We start from the raw sequence: 16,796 nt of genomic DNA, 5'->3' as shown, positions 1-16,796 counted from the left end.
ACCATGCTGTGGCGCGCTCCACCTCGATTCCCCCACACCCGGAGGCAGTTGTGGACCGCACCAGACCCCTCACCCTGCTGTTGGCGGGCTCCCTCGCCGCCGGCGGGCTCCTCGCACTCACCCCCGCGGCCCAGGCCGCCGACACCGAACTCGCCCGCAACGGCGGCTTCGAGGCAGGCCTCGACGGCTGGACCTGCACGGCGGGCAGCGGCGCCGTCGTCCCGTCACCCGTGCACGGCGGGACGAAGGCGCTCCAGGCCACCCCCGCCGGCAGCGACAACGCCAAGTGCTCCCAGACCGTCACCGTGAAGCCCGACTCCAGCTACACGCTCAGCGGCTGGGTGCGCGGCAGCTACGTCTACCTCGGCGCCTCCGGCACCGGCACCACCGACGTCTCCACCTGGACGGCCTCCGCCCCCGACTGGCAGAAGCTCAGCACCACCTTCACCACGGGCGCCTCGACCACCTCGGTCACGATCTACACCCACGGCTGGTACGGCACCCCCGCCTACCAGGCCGACGACCTCTCCCTGTACGGCCCCGGCGGCGACCAGGTCCAGCTCCCGACCGCCCCCACCGGCCTCACCGCCGGCTCCCCGACCTCCACCTCCGTGCCGCTGAGCTGGACCGCGGTCACGGGAGCCACCTCGTACAACGTCTACCAGGGGTCCACCAAGGTCCAGACGGTCACCGGCACCACGGCCACCGCCTCCGGCCTCACGGCCTCCACCCCGTACACCTTCCAGGTCACCGCCGTGAACAGCGCCGGCGAGTCCCCGAAGTCGGCCGCCGTGACCGCGACGACGACCTCCGGCGGCGGAGGCGGGGGCGGCGGCCTGCCCGCGCACGCCCTCGTCGGCTACCTCCACGCCAGCTTCGCCAACGGCTCCGGCTACACCCGCATGGCCGACGTCCCCGACTCCTGGGACGTCATCGACCTCGCCTTCGGCGAACCGACCTCGGTGACCTCCGGCGACATCCGCTTCAACCTCTGCCCGGTCACGGAGTGCCCGAACGTCGAATCCCCGGCCGAGTTCAAGGCGGCGATCAAGGCCAAGCAGGCCGCCGGCAAGAAGGTCCTCATCTCCATCGGCGGCCAGAACGGCCAGGTGCAGCTCGCCACCACCGCGGCCCGCGACACCTTCGTCTCCTCCGTCTCGAAGATCATCGACGAGTACGGCCTCGACGGCCTCGACATCGACTTCGAGGGCCACTCGCTCTCGCTCCAGACCGGCGACACCGACTTCCGGAACCCGACCAGCCCGGTCATCGTCAACCTGATCCAGGCGGTCAAGACCCTCAAGGCCAAGTACGGCTCCGGTTTCGTCCTCACCATGGCCCCGGAGACCTTCTTCGTCCAGCTCGGCTACCAGTACTACGGCTCCGGCCCCTGGGGCGGCCAGGACCCGCGCGCCGGCGCCTACCTGCCGGTCATCCACGCCCTGCGCGACGACCTGACCCTGCTCCACGTCCAGGACTACAACTCGGGCTCCATCATGGGCCTCGACAACCAGTACCACTCGATGGGCGGCGCCGACTTCCACATCGCCATGACCGACATGCTCCTCACGGGCTTCCCGGTCGCCGGCAACGCGGACCGCTTCTTCCCGCCGCTGCGCCCCGAGCAGGTCGCCATCGGCCTCCCCGCCTCCACCCAGGCGGGCAACGGCCACACGGCCCCGGCCGAGGTGAACAAGGCCCTCGACTGCCTCACCAGGAAGACCGGCTGCGGCACCTACCAGACCCACGGCACCTGGCCGGCCCTGCGCGGCCTGATGACCTGGTCGGTCAACTGGGACCGGTACAACCAGTGGGCGTTCTCGAAGAACTTCGATTCGTACACCTGGAACTGACGCCCAGGACGAGCAGCGACAGGCAGAGACTGGCGAACACGTCCAGCGGCCAGTGGAAGCCCCGCAGGATCAGCCCGGTCCCCGTCACCGCCGTCAGCACGGCGGCGACGGGGACCAGGCGTCTCGAGACGAGGAAGGCGGCGCCGAAGTACGCGACCGCCGCCGTGGCCGTATGGCCTGACGGGTAGTAACCGTGGGCCCAGGGTTCGAGCGGACCCGGACGTGCGGTCCACTCCTTCAACGGAATCACCAGAAGGGGTACGGCGGCCATGGCGAGGCCCGCGTACAGCGCGGCGGCACGCCGGCCGCGCCACACCGCGTACGCCATCGCGCAGCCGAGGACCGGGAGGGCGACCGTCATGTTGCCGAGGTCGGAGGCGAGTTCGCTCAGGGGCCGGGGGACCGCGTCCACCAGGGACCGGGACACCCGCTCGTCGAGCCTGGTCAAGGGGCCGTGGACGAGCACCTGCCAGGTCACGACGGCGAGGGCGACGAGCGCCGAGAAGAGAGCCGGCCGCCCTGGAACAGGGGGGGTGGTTCCAGGGCGGCCGAGGGGATCGGGCTGCCGCGCGCCCCGGGGGGTGTGGGGCGGGCGGCCATCCGATCGGTGAGGAGTCCCGGAGCACGAGGCGCCGGCGGTGTGCTCGAAGGCACGGTGTGGACGGGGCTGGGGAGGCTCCGCCCGGGGTGTTTCTCTCATCTGCAGAAACCGTACGTCACGCGGCGGGGGGCCGACAGCGGGAAACGCGTCCCGCCATCGGCCCCCCACAGAGTCTTCACACCGTGTGCCTGATCGGTCCTCAGACGGTCGCGAGCGCGGCCTCGATGACGTCCAGACCCTCGTTGAGCAGGTCCTCGCCGATGACCAGCGGCGGCAGGAAGCGCAGCACGTTGCCGTAGGTGCCGCAGGTGAGGACCAGGACGCCCTCGTTGTGGCAGTACTTGGCGAGCGCGGCGGCGGCCTCGGCGTGCGGCTCCTTCGTCGCCGGGTCCTTCACCAGCTCGATGGCGATCATGGCGCCGCGGCCACGGATGTCACCGATGACCGGGAACTTCTCCTGCATCGCGGTGAGGCGGCCCTTCATGACCTCCTCGATGCGCTTGGCCTTGCCGTTGAGGTCGAGCTCCTTCATCGTCTCGATGGCACCGAGCGCACCGGCGCAGGCCACCGGGTTGCCGCCGTAGGTGCCGCCCAGACCGCCGCCGTGGACGGAGTCCATGATCTCGGCGCGGCCGGTGACGGCGGCGAGCGGCAGACCGCCCGCGATGCCCTTGGCGGTGGTGATGAGGTCCGGGACGATGCCCTCGTCCTCGCAGGCGAACCACTGGCCGGTACGGCAGAAGCCGGCCTGGATCTCGTCCGCGACGAAGACGATGCCGTTGTCGTTGGCGAACTTCACGATCGCCGGCAGGAAGCCCTTGGCCGGCTCGATGAAGCCGCCCTCGCCGAGGACCGGCTCGATGATGATCGCGGCGACGTTGTCGGCGCCGATCTGCTTGGTGATCTGGTCGATCGCCTGGGCGGCGGCCTCGGGGCCGGCGTTCTCCGCACCGGTGGGCCAGCGGTAGCCGTAGGCGACCGGCACGCGGTACACCTCGGGCGCGAACGGCCCGAAGCCCTGCTTGTACGGCATGTTCTTGGCGGTGAGCGCCATCGTCAGGTTGGTACGGCCGTGGTAGCCGTGGTCGAAGACGACGACGGCCTGGCGCTTGGTGTACGAGCGGGCGATCTTCACCGCGTTCTCGACGGCCTCGGCGCCCGAGTTGAACAGCGCGGACTTCTTGGCGTGGTCGCCAGGGGTCAGCTCGGCCAGCGCCTCGCAGACCTCCACGTAACCCTCGTACGGCGTCACCATGAAGCAGGTGTGGGTGAAGTCCTGGAGCTGCGCGGACGCGCGGCGCACGACGGCCTCGGCGGAGGCGCCGACCGAGGTCACGGCGATGCCGGAACCGAAGTCGATCAGCAGGTTGCCGTCGACGTCCTCGATGATGCCGCCGCCGGCCCGCTTGGTGAAGACGGGCAGCGTCGAGCCGACGCCACCGGCGACCGTGTCGAGACGGCGGGCCTGAAGCTCCTGCGACTTCGGACCGGGGATGGCGGTGACGACGCGCCGCTCCTGCGGGACAGCGTTCATGCGGGGCTCCTGGGGTGGTTCTGGACGCACTTGCGGGTTTCCTCCGCAGGCTAGGCGCGGCGGAGGGCCTCCGGCATGCGCCGATCGGGAGTGGTGGCGGGTGTGTCGTTGTCCGGGATGGACATGGCGGCTCCGGTTCCGGGGCGGGGGCACGTCCCGGACGAGTGGGCGAGGCCTTCGGCCGTACGGGTGGTCGAATCCCCTCCGGGGGCCGCCGGGGCCACTAGATTGACGGTGGCACAGAGGCGGCGACCTGGCTGGTCAGGGGGCAGGGGTTCATGGAGACCGACGGCACGTACGAGTCACGCGACACGTCCGGCGGTGTGGTGCCGCCTCCCGCGAAGGCGGTCCCGCCGATCGCGCAGCCCCCGTCGATTCCGCCGGTCCCGCGGCCGGCGGGCCCACCGCCGCAGGCGTTGCCAACCGTGCCGCCCGTCCCGTCGGTCCCGCCGGTCGCGGGGGGCCCGGCATGGCCGGCAGCCGCCCCCGTCGGGCGCGCAGCCGACTGGTTGGACGCCCCTCGGCCGAAGGCCGGGCTCGGTGTCTGGCGGTTCATGCATGTGCCGACGCGGACCGCCGTCGTGCGCCTGGCGCCCGTGACCGTCCTCGGCATGTTGATCCCGATGGCCGTCGGCCTGCTCATCTGGTCGGCTTATCGGCGCGGGACTCTCCCGTACGTCTGGCTGGTGCTCCAGACCTTCACGCCCAGCGACTGGTGGATCGGTGGCACCGCCAAGCCGAGCGGCTGGCAGGGCTGGGCGGCCCGTGACGTTCTCAGCGGCGTGCTCTTCCTCGGGATCACCGTCGCGGTCGGTGTCCTCGGATCCTGGGGCCGGATCGCCCGGTACTACCTCGACCGCTTCCGGCCGCCCGCCCGTGCTGCGCTTGCGGGCGCCGGAGCCCTGATCGCTCTGGCGTTCGTCTGGCCCGAGGCGTTCGGACTCGGCTGGGACAAGCTTCCCGTCGCCATCCCCGTCCTCCAGTTGATTGCCCTGGTTACGGGTGGTTACGACGTCCTGACCTCGCCGTTCGTCGTCTACCCCGTCTACGCGGTGATCACGGCCCTCGTCGTCTGGCCGTTCGCCCGCGTAGGTGAATGGGCTGCCCTCTTCAGGAAGTTGCGTGCCCGATCCGCTCCGGGGGCTACGCCCGCCCCCGTCCGCGCCGCCCCCGGTGCCTCCTGCTCGCAATGGCCCGAGCTCAGGGACGCCGGCGAGCACCACGCGGCCGACGTCCTCGTCGGCGAACTGGCCGCCGGACGCATGAACGACGTAGACGTGGCCCGCGTCCGCCGCGTCTGGCAGGACACCGACCGCGACGCCGTCCGCCGCGCCGCCCTCGTCGACACCGTCCTGAGGGAGGGCGCCGCCGCATACGCGCACCCCTCCGGCGACCGCGACGTGCCGAACCGCCGGGCCACCCACGACCTGCTCGTCGGCCAGGTCCGCATCGGCCGGTACACCGCCGCCGAGCGCACCCCGCAGGCCTACCACGGTGCCGGCCTCGCACTGGACCCCGGACTCCTCGGCACCTCCCTCCTCGTGGTCGGCCCCTCGGGCGCGGGCAAGACCCGCTCCCTCGTCGCGCCCGTCGTCGAATCGCTCACCCTCCAGGCGCTCACCGGCGCGTGCGCCGTCGTCGCCGTCGGCGCGGCAGCGGCACCCCTCGGCCCCGAGGAGGCGTACGACGTCGTGGTCCGGCTGGGCGACCCGACCTCCCCCTACGACCTGGACCTGTACGCGGGGTCCACCGATCCCGACGAGGCCGCCGCGTTCCTCGCCGAGGGGCTCGTCGGCGACATGGCGGGCGTGGAACACCGGCGCGCCGCCACCGCCCTCGCGCAGCTCATCGGCCCTTACCGGACCGCGTACGGGCGCTTCCCGACCGTCCCGGTCCTGCGGGAGCTGCTCGAAGCCCGCCCCGAGACCCTCCAGGCGCTGCTCGACCGGCTGTCCGAGGACGAGACCCCGGTCATGCGCCGCGAGCTGGACTCGCGGATCCGCCAGATCGGCACCGCGACGGACGTGGGACCCGTCCTCGCCGACCGGCTCGCCGTCCTCGACCGGCCCCTCTTCGCCGAGTTCTTCGGCGGCGGCCAGGAAGGCGGCCAGGACGTGCGGCCCTTCTCCCTCCGGGCCGTCGCCCAGCACCCGATGCGCGTACGGATCAGCCTGCCGCAGGGAAGCCACGAGGAGGCGGCGCGGCTCCTCACCCGGCTGCTGCTCGCCCAGTTCCAGCACGTCACCCGCGACCGTGCCGGGCGCGGGCACCTCGCCTGCCTCGTGCTCGACGAGGCGGTCGGGGCTCTCACCGCCGGAACCGTACGGGGCCTCCAGCGGCTGCGCCCGCAGAACGCGGCCGTCGTGCTGGCCCTCCGTACCCTCACGGAGGTCCCCGAGTCCCTGCACGGGCCGCTGCTCGCCGCCGTCGGCTGCCGGATGGCGATGGCCGGCCTGTCGACCTGGGACGGCCGCGCCTTCGCCGAGGCATGGGGCACCGAGCGCGTGGAGACCACCGAGGTCGCCCACCACACCGTCTTCGCCGACCAGCCCATGACCCGCGCCATCCACGCCCTGCGCAAACTGGTGACCGGCAAGGCCGTGACCACCGAGGCCGTCACCGTGCGGGAGGTGGAGCGGGAGCGCTGGTCCGCCTCGGACCTCGCGCACGCCGTGCCGCCCGGCCACGCCGTCCTGTCCCTGAGCCATGTGCGCGGCGAGCACGTGCCGCCCATGCTGGTCGACCTGCGAGGCTGACCGCTTCACCCCGTCGCGTCGGCCTTCGGGGCTGACCGCGCCTCCGTCGCGTCTGCCTGCGAGGCCGACCGCCTCACCCGTCGCGTCGACCTGCGAGGCCGACCCGTCTCACCCCTCGCGGCGCCCGAGCGGGCCGACGGGTGCCCTGGCACAATCGGGGGCGCCGCTCAGCTGAGCGGCGCCTCCCCGCCTCCGTGCACGGCTCCCCCCGCGCGCGGTCCTCGCTCAAAGGTCCGACGGTCCCCAATGCCGCCCACCCTCGCCTCGCTCGTACAGCACTCCGCCCTCAAGCTCATCGTCCGCGCCGGTGAGGACCGCCTCGACACCCCCGTCCGCTGGGCCCACGTCAGCGAGCTCGCCGACCCCGTCCCGTACATGGAGGGCGGCGAACTCCTCCTCACCACCGCGCTCACCCTCGACGCGGAGGACCTGGACGCCATGCGCCGCTACGTGCGGCGGCTGCTCGGCGCCGGAGTGGTCGGGCTCGGCTTCGCCGTCGGCGTCAACTACGAGGAGATCCCGCCGGCCCTGCTCGACGCGGCCCGCGAGGAGCATCTGCCGCTGCTCGAAGTGCCGCGCCGGACGCCGTTCCTCGCCATCAGCAAGGCCGTCTCGGCGGCCATCTCCGCCGACCAGTACCGCGCCGTCACGGCCGGTTTCGAGGCCCAGCGCGAGCTCACCCGCGCGGCGCTCGCCGAGGGCCCCGAAGCCGTCGTCGCCCGGCTCGCCGCGCACGTCGACGGCTGGGCCGCGCTGTACGACGCCTCCGGCACCGTCGTCGCCGTCTCGCCCGAGTGGGCGGCGCGCCGGGCCGCCCGCCTCACCTCCGACGTGGAGCGGCTCCGCGAGCGGCCCGCGCCCGCCAGCGCCGTCGTCGGCGGTACGGACGACCGCGTCGAGCTCCAGTCGCTCGGCACCGGGCGCCGGGTCCGCGGCGCCCTCGCCGTCGGCACGGGCGCGCCCCTCGGCACGGCCGAGCGCTACGCCGTGCACTCGGCGATCGCCCTGCTCACCCTCACGACGGAACGTTCCCGCTCGCTCCAGGCCGCCGAGCAGCGGCTCGGCGCTGCGGTGCTCCGCCTGATGCTGGAGGGCCGGCCCGAGCCCGCCCGCGCGGTGGCCGGCGACCTGTACGGAGGGCTGCTCGACGCCCCCTACCGGCTGCTCGTCGCCGAGCCCGCCGGGGGAGAGCCGGCCGGGGAGCCGCCGCTGTCGGCGCTCGCCGAGGCCCTGGAGGCCGCCGCCGCCCGCGCGGGCGAGTCGGTGCTCACGGTCGCCGAGAGCAGCCGGCGGCTCGTCGTCCTCGCCGGGGACGGCGGCGCGGTCGTCGCCGCCTGTGAGGGTTACGCGGAGCGGGAGGCGGAGGACGCCGGTGTCGTCGTCGGCCTGTCGGCCCCGGCGGGCCCGAACGCCGCGGCAGCCGCGTACAAGCAGGCCGAGCAGGCCCTCTCGGTCGCCCGGCGCCGCGGCAGGGCGCTCGTCGAGCACGAGGACCTGGCGGCCGGCTCGGTGCTTCCGCTCCTCGCCGACGACGCCGTCCGCGCCTTCGCCGACGGCATGCTCCGCGCGCTCCGCGAGCACGACGCGACCGGCCGCGGCGACCTGGTGGCCTCCCTGCGTGCCTGGCTCTCCCGGCACGGTCAGTGGGACGCGGCCGCGGCGGACCTCGGCGTCCACCGGCACACGCTGCGCTACCGGATGCGTCGGGTGGAGGAGATCCTCGGTCGCTCGCTGGACGATCCGGACGTACGGATGGAGCTGTGGCTGGCGCTGAAGGCGACGGGGGAGGGCGGGGAGTAGCGGGAGCCTTAGGGCCCCAGGGCTCCCGGGCTCCCGGGCTCCCAGGGACCTCACAAGGTCCCCAGGGCCCCCAGGGCTCCCAGAAAGTCCCAGGGTCACCGGTTCTCTGCAGGGCTCCCCAGGGCTCCCTACGAGCCCCGCTCCCTACGCGTCCGCGCCGCCGCCCATGATCCCGTCGTCGCCCCCGCCGCCCCTCTTCCGACTCCGGCGCTGTCCGTCGCGGACCACCTCGCCGCCCAGCAGCGTCACGGTGGCCACCGCGCGGACCCAGCGGGGTCCGCCGCGTGCCGCCCACACCACCGAGGCGCAGCCGGCTACGGCCAGGACCAGGACGCCGATCAGTACGTAAAGGATCATGCTTACCCCCTGTGGTCGTGCGGTCCCGGACATCCTCCCACCCCTCCGCAAGGGCCCCGGAGAGGTTCTCCGTCGCCCGAATCCCGTTACTCCTGCCCGAATCCGGGCAGTTTTCTTGGTCATCGGGGCTTTCACTCCTTACTCTCCTGCTCATGACAAGCCCCGCCGTCGACCCGGCCCCCGAGACCCACCCGGCCGCCCCCGAACCCCGTACCGAAGGCGCCGGCGTCCCCGCCGCCCCCGCCCGCCGGATCACCGGCGCCGTCTGGGTGGCGCTCGGCATCGTGTACGTCGTGTGGGGGTCCACGTACCTCGGGATCCGGATCGTCGTCGAGACCCTCCCGCCGTTCCTCTCCGGCGGCGCCCGCTTCATCACCGCCGGCCTGCTCCTCGCGGCGATCGTCGCCTGGCGGCAGGGACCCGCCGCCCTCAAGGTCACGCGCCGGGAGCTCGGCTCCGCCGTCCTCGTCGGCCTGCTCCTCATCCTCGGCGGCAACGGCCTCGTCGTCCTCGCAGAGACCTCCATACCCTCCGGCCTCGCCGCGCTCCTCGTCGCCGCCGTCCCCGTCTGGGTCGTCCTGCTCCGTACGGCCTTCGGCGACCGCCCCGGTCTCGGCGCCTTCGGCGGCGTCCTGCTCGGCTTCGCGGGCCTCGGCGTCCTCACCGTCCCGGGCCTGAGCGGTGAGGTGAAGATCGGCGGCGTGGTGCTCGTCCTCGTCGCGGCCCTGTGCTGGTCGGCCGGCTCCGTCTCCTCCGCCCGGCTGCCCATGCCCGCCAACCCGTTCACGGCGAGCGTCTACGAGATGCTGGCCGGCGGCCTCGCCGCGCTCACCCTCGGCCTCGTACGCGGCGAACACCACGGCCTCGACCTCGGCGCCGTCTCCGGCCGCTCCTGGGTCGCCCTCGCGTACCTCGTCGTCTTCGGCTCGCTCGTCGCCTTCACCGCGTACGCCTGGCTCCTCCAGACGGCGCCGGTCTCCCTCGCGGCCACCTACGCGTACGTGAACCCGGTCGTCGCAGTCCTGCTCGGCGCCCTCGTCCTGAACGAGGCCCTGACCTGGCCGATCCTCCTCGGCGGCGCGATCGTCGTCGGCGGGGTCTGCCTGATCGTCTCGACCGAGCGACGCGGATGATCATCCGTCCCCTACCCTGAAGCGTTTTCGCACCGCGCCACCAGGGGCCAGGGGGGTCCGTATGACGAACCGGGACGGGACAGGACCGAACCCGATCAAGCAGGTGTTCTACGGAGTGATCGCGCTCGCCGTCGTCCTCGGCGTCGTCCTCGGCATTCCGTTCGTCTTCCTGATGGACTCGGGCTACCTGCCGTGGTTCTCCATGACGACCGCCTGGGAGGCCCCCCACGACCGGGTCGCCTCCACACAGGGCAACGGCGCCTGGCTCGCCGGTGACACCGTCGCCCGCAGCCGCTTCGACGGCGTCACCGGCTACGACGTCCGCTCCGGCGAGAAGCGCTGGGAGTACGTCCCGCCCCGCCGGGCCGACGTCTGCGCCACCACCGCGCGGGCCGACGGCCCGCTCGTCCTCATCGGCTACGGCGAGAAGGACGGGCCCTGCGCCACCCTCGCCGCGCTCGACCTCACCGACGGCCGCGAACTGTGGCACACCACCACGAAGACCGGGTACGGCTCCGCCGCCGTCGGCGGCGGACTCGTCGTGCTCGGCGACGGCGGTGCCCGGGGCGGGCTGCGCGCCCTCGACCTGCGGACCGGCGCCCCGCGCTGGACGACCGCCGTGCCCGAGGGCTGCACCCCCGGCGACGTGGGTACCGCCCGGAAGCAGGTCGTCGCCCTCCTCCGCTGCGGCGAGGAGACGAAGCTCGCCGGTCTCGACCCGGCCGACGGGCGCGCGCGGTGGACCGTGCCGCTCGACGCCCGGCGGGGCGTGGCCGCCGACGCGACCGCGTCCGTGCTGTCCGCCGACCCCGCCGTCGTGTCCGTCGCGGAGGAGAAGTCCGGCGACGGCATGCGGGCCACCCTCGCCTTCGGCCCCGACGGCCGTCCCCGGGGGCGGATCGACGACGTCGGCGACTACGGCTCCGTCGAGGAGGTCGAGGTCGAAGGCGACCGCCTCTTCGCCATCGCCTCCTACGAAGGCTCGCAGAGCACCTGGGAGCGGCTCGTCGCTTTCGACCTGGCCACGGGCGACCAGCTGTGGCGGACGGACCTCGGCAACGCCGACCTCGACGAGATCGACGTGACGGACGGCCGGGTGACGACCCTCGACTTCGACCGGAAGTACGGGGACAGCCTCCACGTCTTCGACGCCGCCACCGGCGACGAGGAGGACGACCGCGCCTTCCGCGACCACGTGGCCGGCTACGCGGACGAGGTCGGGGACATGTTCACGTACGAGGACGGCGTCATCGCCGTGCGCTGGGGCAGCGGCGAGCGGCCCCTCTCGGCGTACGAACGTTGGTGACCGCTCCATGACCCGCTGTCCGCTTCGGCCGAAGCGGACAGAGCCGCCACCCCCACTACTCCATACCGGACAAGCCCGCGCCCGCCGCCCCGGCCCTAACGTGTCACCAGAGCAATCGCTCGCACCCCCGAAACGGAAAGGGCCGGGACGCAATGACGACCACCCACGCCTTCTGGCTCGCCGGCCGCGAGGCCACCGGCGACGCCACCTTCGACGTCACGAACTCGTACGACGGACGTCTGGTCGGCAAGGTCAGCGTGCCCACCGAGGCCCAGGTCGAGGAGGCCGTCGCCGCCGCGCACGCCGTCGTCGACGAGTTCGCCGCGACCCCGGCGCACGTCCGCGCCGCCGCCCTCGACCACGTGTCGAAGCGGCTCGCCGAGCGCACCGAGGAGATCGCCCTCCTGATCTCCGCCGAGAACGGCAAGCCCATCAAGTGGGCCCGCGGCGAGGTCGGCCGCGCCGTCTCCGTCTTCCGTTTCGCCGCCGAGGAGGCCCGCCGCTGGAACGCCGGCGAGGCCCAGCGCCTGGACACCGAGGCCGGCGGCGCGGGCCGCCTCGCGCTCACCCGCCGCATCCCCAAGGGCGTCGTCCTCGGCATCGCGCCGTTCAACTTCCCGCTGAACCTCAGCGCCCACAAGGTCGCCCCGGCCATCGCCGTCGGTGCCCCGATCATCCTCAAGCCGGCCCCGTCGACCCCGATCTCCTCCCTGATCCTGGGCGAGATCCTGGCCGAGACCGACCTGCCGGCCGGCTCCTGGTCGATCCTGACCGTGCCGAACGACCGCATGCCCGCCCTCGTCCAGGACGAGCGCCTCCCGGTCATCTCCTTCACGGGCTCCGACAAGGTCGGCTACGCCATCCAGCAGTCGGTGCCGCACAAGCACTGCACCCTGGAGCTCGGCGGCAACGCCGCGGCCGTCGTCCTCCCGGACTGGTCCTCCGAGGCCGACCTGGACTGGGCCGCGACCCGCATCGCGACCTTCTCCAACTACCAGGGCGGCCAGTCCTGCATCTCCGTGCAGCGCGTGATCGCCGACGCCTCGGTCTACGACCGCCTGGTGCCGAAGATCGTCGCCGCCGTCGAGGCGCAGGTCACCGGTGACCCGGCGGACGACGCCACCGACGTCGGCCCGCTCGTCGACGAGAACGCCGCCAAGCGCGTCGAGTCCTGGGTCGACGAGGCCGTCGCGGCCGGCGCGAAGCTCCTCGCCGGCGGCAAGCGCGAGGGCGCGACCTACGCCCCGACCGTCCTCACCGACCTCCCGGCCGACGTCACCCTGGCCCGCGCCGAGGTCTTCGGCCCGGTCCTGACCATCGCCAAGGTCGACGGCGAGGCCGAGGCCTTCGCCGCGGTCAACGACTCGGACTTCGGCCTCCAGGCCGGTGTCTTCACCCACGACCTGCAGACCGCGTTCCGCGCCCACCGCGCGCTCGAGGTCGGCGGCGTGATCGTCGGCGACGTCCCGTCCTACCGCGCCGACCAGATGCCGTACGGCGGCGCCAAGCGCTCCGGCGTCGGCCGCGAGGGCGTCAAGTTCGCGATGGACGACTACACCTACGAGCGCGTGCTCGTCCTGACGGGCCTCGCCCTCTAAGGCGTACGCCCCGCCAAGACCAGGCGGTCCGAGCCCACTGTGCGGGGGCTCGGACCGCCTTTCTTCACGAGACGGGTGCGTCGACGAGGCGCACGACCTCCGCGGGGCCCGCACGGAAGGCCTTGTTCACGGCGCCGGCCGCGACCATGTGCGGGGCGACGTCGTGCGCGGCGAGGGCCTCGGCCGAGGCCCAGCGCTCGATCAGGGCGAAGCGGTCGGGATCGTCGGCCACCCGGTGCAGGTCGTACTGCAGGCAGCCCTCCTCCGCCCGTACGAGGGGTGCGAGCGCCTCGAAGGCGGCGACCTGTTCGTCGCCGCGGCCGGGCAGGGTGCTGACGAGGACGATGAGCTTGATCGGCTGTTGAGACATGCCGCGGACCCTACGCGCGGCCCGTCCCGGGCGGTCGGGCCGTCTCACCAGAAGGACGTACCCGGAGGATTCTCCTCCTCTTCCGCTCCTCTTTCCGTACCCGCCGATATCGGGTACCACGGACAGGAAGCCAAGGAGGTGTCCATGTCCGCACCCACCCAGCGGCCCAAGGTCACCGAGCGCGAGGCCCGGCAGGTCGCCGAGGCCGCGCGCGAGCGGGACTGGCGCAAACCGAGCTTCGCCAAGGAGCTGTTCCTCGGCCGCTTCCGCCTCGACCTCGTCCACCCGCACCCGCTCCCCGCCGCCGAGGACGTCCGCCGCGGCGAGGCCTTCCTCGCCGTCCTCCGCGAGTTCTGCGAGACCCGGATCGACGGCGCCCGCATCGAACGCGAGGCCCGCATCCCGGACGAGACGATCACCGGACTCAAGGAGATCGGCGCCCTCGGGATGAAGATCGACCCGAAGTACGGCGGGCTCGGCCTCACCCAGCTGTACTACAACCGGGCCCTCGCCCTCGTCGGCTCCGCCAGCCCCGCCGTCGGCGCCCTGCTCTCCGCGCATCAGTCGATCGGCGTACCGCAGCCGCTGAAACTCTTCGGCACCCAGGAGCAGAAGGACGCCTTCCTGCCCCGGCTCGCCCGCACCGACCTCTCGGCCTTCCTGCTCACCGAGCCGGACGTGGGCTCGGACCCGGCGCGACTGGCCACCACCGCCGTACCGGACGGGGACGCGTACGTCCTCGACGGCGTGAAGCTCTGGACCACCAACGGGGTCGTCGCCGACCTGCTCGTCGTCATGGCCCGCGTCCCCGCCTCCGAGGGCCACCCCGGCGGCATCACCGCCTTCGTCGTCGAGGCCGACGCACCCGGCATCACCGTCGAGCACCGCAACGCCTTCATGGGCCTGCGCGGCCTGGAGAACGGCGTCACCCGCCTCCACCGGGTCCGGGTCCCCGCCGCCCACCGCATCGGCCCCGAGGGCGCCGGCCTCAAGATCGCCCTCACCACCCTCAACACCGGGCGGCTCTCCCTCCCCGCCGCGTGCGCGGGCGCCGCCAAATGGTGCCTGAAGATCGCCCGCGAATGGTCGGCGGAGCGGGAGCAGTGGGGCAGGCCGATCGCCCGCCACGAGGCCGTCGGCACCAAGATCTCCTTCATCGCGGCCACCGCCTTCGCCCTGGAGGCCGTCGTCGACCTCGCCTCCCAGCTGGCCGACGAGGACCGCAACGACATCCGCATCGAGGCCGCCCTCGCCAAGCTGTACGGCTCCGAGAAGGCCTGGCTGATCGCCGACGAACTCGTCCAGATCCGCGGCGGGCGCGGCTACGAGACCGCCGACTCGCTCGCCGCCCGCGGCGAACGGGCCGTCCCCGCGGAGCAGTTGCTCCGAGACCTGCGCATCAACCGGATCTTCGAGGGCTCCACCGAGATCATGCACCTGCTGATCGCCCGCGAGGCCGTCGACGCCCACCTCTCCGTCGCCGGCGACCTCATCGACCCCGAGAAGTCCCTCGGCGACAAGGCGCGGGCGGGCGCCCGGGCGGGCGGCTTCTACGCCCGCTGGCTCCCGGGACTCGTCACGGGCCCCGGGCAGCTCCCCGGTTCGTACGGCGAGTTCGGCGCCCTGGCCGTCCACCTCCGGTACGTCGAGCGGACCTCCCGCAAGCTCGCCCGGTCCACCTTCTACGCGATGTCCCGCTGGCAGGGGCGCATGGAGCTCAAGCAGGCCTTCCTCGGGCGGATCGTCGACATCGGGGCGGAACTCTTCGCGATGAGCGCGGCGTGCGTCCGCGCGGAGCTCCTGCGCACGACGACGGACCACGGCGCCGAGGCGCGGCAACTGGCCGACGCCTTCTGCCGGCAGGCGCGCCTGCGGACCGAGGACCTCTTCCGCAGCCTCTGGTCCAACACCGACGACCTCGACCGTCGGATCGTCGACGGGGTGCTGGCCGGGCGCTACGTCTGGCTGGAGGCGGGAATCGTGGACCCGAGCGACGGCGGCCCATGGATCGCGGACGCCACCCCGGGCCCCTCGGCGCGCCAGAACGTCCACCGAAGACTCGCCTGACGGCGCACACCCCCGTCGTGGGCATTCGTTCCGCTGGGGCGGAACGCCCCACGGGGGTGGGCCGGGGCACCGCCCAGTCCGCGCGCGGCCCCGCCCCCGCCCCGTCCACCTGCCGGACGCCCCCGAGGCCCGCCCCCCTCGCGCGGCAGGATGGGCCCGTGACCGTCATCGACATCCCCGGTTCCAAGTCCGTCACCGCCCGCGCGCTCTTCCTCGCCGCCGCCGCCGAGGGCACCACCACCCTCCTGCGCCCGCTCGTCTCCGACGACACCGAGGGGTTCGCGGAGGGCCTCGGCGCCCTCGGCTACGGCGTCCGCCGCGAGCCCGACGCCTGGCACATCGAGGGCCGCCCCGCCGGGCCGGGCGTGGAGACCGCCGACGTGTACTGCCGGGACGGCGCCACCACCGCCCGTTTCCTGCCGACCCTCGCCGCCGCCGGCCACGGCACGTACCGCTTCGACGCCTCCGCGCAGATGCGCCGCCGTCCCCTCGGGCCGCTCAGCACCGCCCTGCGCGAGCTCGGGGTCGATCTGCGGCACGGGGAGAAGGACGGCCACCACCCGCTCAGCGTCCACGCCACCGGCGTGAAGGGCGGGGCGCTCACGCTCGACGCCGGCCAGTCCTCCCAGTACCTCACCGCGCTGCTCATGCTCGGCCCGCTCACCGCCGAGGGCCTCGACATCACCGTCACGGACCTGGTCTCGGAGCCGTACGTCGAGATCACGCTCGCGATGATGCGGGCCTTCGGGGCCGAGGTCCGGCTGGACGGGCGTACGTACCGGGTCGCCCCCACCGGCTACACCGCGCGGACGTACGGCATCGAGCCCGACGCCTCCACCGCCAGCTACTTCTTCGCCGCCGCCGCGCTCCGGCCCGGCCGTTCCGTCACCGTCCCCGGCCTCGGGACCGGCGCCCTCCAGGGCGATCTGGCCTTCGTCGACGTACTGCGCCGCATGGGCGCCGACGTCGAGATCGGCGACACCGCCACCACCGTCCGCTCCACCGGCACCCTCCGCGGACTCACCGTCAACATGCGCGACATCTCCGACACCATGCCGACCCTCGCCGCGATCGCGCCCTTCGCCGACGGCCCGGTCCGCATCGAGGACGTCGCGAACACCCGCGTGAAGGAGTGCGACCGGCTCGACGCCTGCGCCGAGAACCTGCGCCGTCTCGGGATCACCGTGTACACCGGTCCCGACTGGATCGAGATCCACCCCGGCACCCCGACCGGGCCCGTCGAGATCGCCACGCACGGCGACCACCGGATCGTCATGTCCTTCGCGGTCACGGGCCTGCGCACCCCCGGGATCACCTTCGACGACCCCGGCTGCGTGAAGAAGACCTTCCCCGACTTCCACCGCGTGTTCGACACGTTCACCCGCACCCCGTGAAGACCGCACAGTCTTTGCGGCAAGAAT

The 16,796-nt window shown here is 73.2% G+C and carries 12 protein-coding genes; 8 read left to right on the top strand and 4 right to left on the bottom strand.

The features are described 5' to 3' along the window. Window positions 1-50: 50 nt before the first annotated feature. Window positions 51-1,853: a chitinase gene (locus ACFYX3_RS17750; RefSeq protein ID WP_389014060.1), complete on the top strand. Its 1,803-nt coding sequence runs from the start codon at window positions 51-53 to the stop codon at window positions 1,851-1,853. Here ACFYX3_RS17750 and ACFYX3_RS17745 read toward each other — a convergent pair. Both ACFYX3_RS17745 and gabT read right to left on the bottom strand, forming a co-directional pair. Beyond that, on the bottom strand, window positions 1,789-2,553 hold the full coding sequence (locus ACFYX3_RS17745) for a phosphatase PAP2 family protein (protein WP_389014057.1): 765 nt from the start codon (window positions 2,551-2,553) through the stop codon (window positions 1,789-1,791). The genes ACFYX3_RS17750 and ACFYX3_RS17745 overlap by 65 nt on opposite strands. Window positions 2,554-2,653: 100 nt before the next feature. Then, complete coding sequence (gene gabT, locus ACFYX3_RS17740) at window positions 2,654-3,988, bottom strand: 4-aminobutyrate--2-oxoglutarate transaminase (protein ID WP_376591864.1); 1,335 nt, start codon at window positions 3,986-3,988, stop codon at window positions 2,654-2,656. A 278-nt stretch (window positions 3,989-4,266) separates the two neighbouring features. On the opposite strand from gabT, the gene ACFYX3_RS17735 reads away from it, so the two are divergent. Further along, window positions 4,267-6,744 (top strand): ATP/GTP-binding protein, encoded by a 2,478-nt coding sequence (locus ACFYX3_RS17735; protein WP_389014054.1) that lies wholly within the window; start codon window positions 4,267-4,269, stop codon window positions 6,742-6,744. Window positions 6,745-6,990: 246 nt separating this feature from the next. Continuing rightward, on the top strand, window positions 6,991-8,544 hold the full coding sequence (locus ACFYX3_RS17730) for a PucR family transcriptional regulator (protein ID WP_389014051.1): 1,554 nt from the start codon (window positions 6,991-6,993) through the stop codon (window positions 8,542-8,544). 144 nt (window positions 8,545-8,688) lie between these two features. Here the strand turns inward: ACFYX3_RS17730 and ACFYX3_RS17725 are convergent, their stop codons facing one another. Then, window positions 8,689-8,901: a hypothetical protein gene (locus ACFYX3_RS17725; RefSeq protein ID WP_376591869.1), complete on the bottom strand. Its 213-nt coding sequence runs from the start codon at window positions 8,899-8,901 to the stop codon at window positions 8,689-8,691. Between the two features lie 152 nt (window positions 8,902-9,053). On the opposite strand from ACFYX3_RS17725, the gene ACFYX3_RS17720 reads away from it, so the two are divergent. The 3 genes from ACFYX3_RS17720 to ACFYX3_RS17710 all read left to right on the top strand — a co-directional run bounded on the left by ACFYX3_RS17720 (window position 9,054) and on the right by ACFYX3_RS17710 (window position 12,938). Continuing rightward, a complete protein-coding gene (locus tag ACFYX3_RS17720; protein WP_389014048.1) occupies window positions 9,054-10,034 on the top strand; it encodes an EamA family transporter in 981 nt (326 codons plus the stop codon). 61 nt (window positions 10,035-10,095) lie between these two features. Continuing rightward, window positions 10,096-11,340: a PQQ-binding-like beta-propeller repeat protein gene (locus ACFYX3_RS17715; RefSeq protein WP_389014046.1), complete on the top strand. Its 1,245-nt coding sequence runs from the start codon at window positions 10,096-10,098 to the stop codon at window positions 11,338-11,340. A gap of 152 nt (window positions 11,341-11,492) precedes the next feature. After that, complete coding sequence (locus ACFYX3_RS17710; RefSeq protein WP_389014044.1) at window positions 11,493-12,938, top strand: aldehyde dehydrogenase family protein; 1,446 nt, start codon at window positions 11,493-11,495, stop codon at window positions 12,936-12,938. A 64-nt stretch (window positions 12,939-13,002) separates the two neighbouring features. On the opposite strand, the gene ACFYX3_RS17705 is transcribed toward ACFYX3_RS17710, so the two are convergent. Next, window positions 13,003-13,308: a putative quinol monooxygenase gene (locus ACFYX3_RS17705; RefSeq protein WP_389014042.1), complete on the bottom strand. Its 306-nt coding sequence runs from the start codon at window positions 13,306-13,308 to the stop codon at window positions 13,003-13,005. A gap of 144 nt (window positions 13,309-13,452) precedes the next feature. Between ACFYX3_RS17705 and ACFYX3_RS17700 the strand changes: the two genes are divergently transcribed. Continuing rightward, window positions 13,453-15,375, top strand: coding sequence for an acyl-CoA dehydrogenase family protein (locus ACFYX3_RS17700; RefSeq protein WP_389014039.1), 1,923 nt, complete (start codon window positions 13,453-13,455; stop codon window positions 15,373-15,375). A 158-nt stretch (window positions 15,376-15,533) separates the two neighbouring features. Then, window positions 15,534-16,769 carry a 3-phosphoshikimate 1-carboxyvinyltransferase gene (gene aroA, locus ACFYX3_RS17695; RefSeq protein WP_389014036.1) on the top strand — a complete coding sequence of 412 codons (1,236 nt, stop codon included), beginning with the start codon at window positions 15,534-15,536 and terminating at the stop codon, window positions 16,767-16,769. Window positions 16,770-16,796 lie beyond the last annotated feature (27 nt).

Source organism: Streptomyces sp. NPDC002463 (genome assembly GCF_042889835.1).
GTDB classification, from domain to species: Bacteria; Actinomycetota; Actinomycetes; order Streptomycetales; family Streptomycetaceae; genus Streptomyces; species Streptomyces nymphaeiformis.
The sequence above is the reverse complement of the archived record's forward strand: the minus strand, read 5'-3'. Positions and strand labels throughout refer to the sequence as shown.

Excerpts from the sequence above, each read along its gene's own strand:
- ACFYX3_RS17745 (WP_389014057.1), bottom strand. The coding sequence starts at position 2,553 with ATGAGAGAAACACCCCGGGCGGAGCCTCCCCAGCCCCGTCCACACCGT.
- ACFYX3_RS17735 (WP_389014054.1), top strand. The coding sequence starts at position 4,267 with ATGGAGACCGACGGCACGTACGAGTCACGCGACACGTCCGGCGGTGTG.
- ACFYX3_RS17730 (WP_389014051.1), top strand. The coding sequence starts at position 6,991 with ATGCCGCCCACCCTCGCCTCGCTCGTACAGCACTCCGCCCTCAAGCTC.
- ACFYX3_RS17725 (WP_376591869.1), bottom strand. The coding sequence starts at position 8,901 with ATGATCCTTTACGTACTGATCGGCGTCCTGGTCCTGGCCGTAGCCGGC.
- ACFYX3_RS17710 (WP_389014044.1), top strand. The coding sequence starts at position 11,493 with ATGACGACCACCCACGCCTTCTGGCTCGCCGGCCGCGAGGCCACCGGC.
- gabT (WP_376591864.1), bottom strand. The coding sequence starts at position 3,988 with ATGAACGCTGTCCCGCAGGAGCGGCGCGTCGTCACCGCCATCCCCGGT.
- ACFYX3_RS17715 (WP_389014046.1), top strand. The coding sequence starts at position 10,096 with ATGACGAACCGGGACGGGACAGGACCGAACCCGATCAAGCAGGTGTTC.
- ACFYX3_RS17700 (WP_389014039.1), top strand. The coding sequence starts at position 13,453 with ATGTCCGCACCCACCCAGCGGCCCAAGGTCACCGAGCGCGAGGCCCGG.
- ACFYX3_RS17705 (WP_389014042.1), bottom strand. The coding sequence starts at position 13,308 with ATGTCTCAACAGCCGATCAAGCTCATCGTCCTCGTCAGCACCCTGCCC.
- ACFYX3_RS17720 (WP_389014048.1), top strand. The coding sequence starts at position 9,054 with ATGACAAGCCCCGCCGTCGACCCGGCCCCCGAGACCCACCCGGCCGCC.